This window comes from Streptomyces sp. TRM68367, from assembly GCF_014495685.1.
Taxonomy (GTDB): domain Bacteria; phylum Actinomycetota; class Actinomycetes; order Streptomycetales; family Streptomycetaceae; genus Streptomyces.
This window is the reverse complement of the sequence record NZ_JACTVI010000271.1, coordinates 1-1,308: the sequence shown is the minus strand read 5'-3', so window position 1 is coordinate 1,308 and position 1,308 is coordinate 1. Positions and strand designations below refer to the sequence as shown.

General features: G+C 62.3%; 1 protein-coding gene and 1 pseudogene. Both read right to left on the bottom strand.

All coding sequences use genetic code 11. The features are described 5' to 3' along the window. Positions 1–83: 83 nt before the first annotated feature. The gene (locus H8R17_RS45435; protein WP_187828988.1) at positions 84–665 is read right to left on the bottom strand and encodes a hypothetical protein; all 582 of its coding nucleotides are present in this window, start codon (positions 663–665) and stop codon (positions 84–86) included. A gap of 114 nt (positions 666–779) precedes the next feature. Next, a pseudogene (locus tag H8R17_RS48495) lies at positions 780–956 on the bottom strand (IS256 family transposase); the annotation flags it as partial. Between the last annotated feature and the right edge of the window lie 352 nt (positions 957–1,308).

The following is a 1,308-nucleotide window of genomic DNA, read 5'->3' as shown; positions in this document are numbered from 1 at the left end:
CGAGGCCGGACTGCACCTGTGTGGTGCGATGCTCTGGCTCCGCAGCATCGCACCACACTCGTGATCCGAACTCCAGACAGGACCTAGGAAGCGGATAGGACTTGGGGAAGCGCTTTGGAGAACATCTCGTACGCACCCAGCAGACCTCGACGCTGATCGAGCCAGTGTTGGTTCAACGGTGAGTCGGGGTTCGTTACATGCAAAGGATCTCGTCGGAGAGCGTCTATGGCAAAGAGTGCCTGTTCAAGCAGCCTAAGGGCTGTGCCCGAAATGCGTTCAAGCTCCGCCACCTCACACACCACCACAAGATCGTAGTGTCCTCGGAGCACTGCTCCTTCCGCTTTGCGTAGCTTGTCGCGCGCCTCGCTTGCCTGTTGTCCATCGCTGAGGGTGTAGATCAGCTCATCAAGCGCATCGATCGCCTCCCCAAGCTTCGCTTGGAAGGTGAGGCAGTTCTGGCGGCGCCACTCATCATGTTGACGCCGCCGCTCTTCTTCCCTGCTCCGCTTGTCCAACTCGCTCTGCTGAAGCAACTGGACGCGCGCCCCACGGGCTGCCAGTCCGGCCCCCACAGCAGCCCCTGCTGCGCTCGCGAATCCTGCCAAGCCAGCAGCCCAGACCGCAGCGACCCCCTGATCCATAGAGAGAAATTTTGCCGTGTCCAATGCATGCGGGGTAGAGCTGGTTCACCATCACTCGTCGGCCACGCTGGCAAGACCGCCGCCGAGCAAGACAGCCGGGTCTGTCCAGTGAGCGGTGTTTCTGGAGTTGTTAGGGATTCAGCGGCGGGCGGCGGAGAGCCGCCCGTCGAAGGTGATCTCGAAGGCGTTGAGGACGGCCTTCCACCGTTATGACCAGCGTTTGCGTCCCAGCCCGGTGGGGTCCAGGCTCATGATGGCTATGTAGACGCACTTGAGAGCGGCCTGCTCGTTCGGAAAGTGTCCGCGGGCGCGGACGGCCTTGCGGATGACAGCCCACCCGCAAGGTCATCAGCTTGGGAAGCTGCGATCATTCGCGACCGGTTCGGGCGCTGACCTGGGCGGACGGCCAGGCTGAGGCCTCATAGGACTCTGTTGCTTTCGCCGTGATTCCCCGCTGGTTCCCGCTCGATCTGGTGCGGTTGTGGTGCGGGGTTGGCGGTTGTGCTGAGGCGGCCTGGTCTGAGCTGAGCCGCCTCAGCGGTGCAGCCCTATCGAAGGGCCGCAATAACAGCTCCGAGGCCAGTGAGGAAGTTCCATCGTGATTCGTGCAGGTCAACGGTCCTGGTGTGACGAGTGGTTGGGGTGCTCGCGCAGCTCATCACGGTGA